The sequence below is a fragment of the Ideonella sp. P3_A4 genome, assembly GCF_056403075.1.
The window spans coordinates 1-527 of the sequence record NZ_JBFUGE010001377.1 but is presented as its reverse complement, the minus strand read 5'-3'; the positions used below and the strand labels follow the sequence as shown (position 1 = coordinate 527).

Sequence of the window (527 nt, the reverse complement as noted above, 5' to 3'; positions counted from 1 at the left end):
CCTTCGAAGATGATGCCGTACAGGTCGAACGCTTCGCGCTCGAACCAGTTGGCAGAGCTCCAGATCGGCGTCACCGAGGACACCACCGGAAGATCGTCATCCGGCGCGAAAACCTTGACGCGCAGGCGCCAGTTCAGGCTGATCGACAGCAGGTGCGACACGACCACATAACGCGCACGGTCGTTGGGCTCGTCCTTGTAAGTCGACATGTCCAGCCCGCACAGGTCGATCAGCTGCTCGAAACGCAGGCGCGAATCGTCGCGCAGCTGCGTGGCCACCTCAGCCCAGTCGGCCGCGGCCACCGTGATGGTGATCTCGCCGCGGTCGCGCTTGAATTGCTTGATGCGCCCGCCGAGCGCGGCTTCGAGTGCCGCCTGCAGGTTGTCGAGTTTCTGCGTCATGCTTGCCTAAAACCTGTGGGCCGATTCAGCGGGCGATCGTGTTTTCGCGACGGATCTTGGCCTGCAACTGCAGGATGCCGTAGAGCAGCGCCTCGGCCGTCGGCGGACAGCCTGGCACGTAGACGT

The 527-nt window shown here is 63.6% G+C and carries 1 protein-coding gene and 1 pseudogene; both read right to left on the bottom strand.

The features are described from left to right. Positions 1 to 401 (bottom strand): complex I 30 kDa subunit family protein (locus AC1DYI_RS38095; RefSeq protein ID WP_477209223.1); only part of this gene is annotated, 401 nt, incomplete at its 3' end. Positions 402 to 426: 25 nt separating this feature from the next. Beyond that, positions 427 to 527: pseudogene (locus tag AC1DYI_RS38090) on the bottom strand (NADH-quinone oxidoreductase subunit B); the annotation flags it as partial.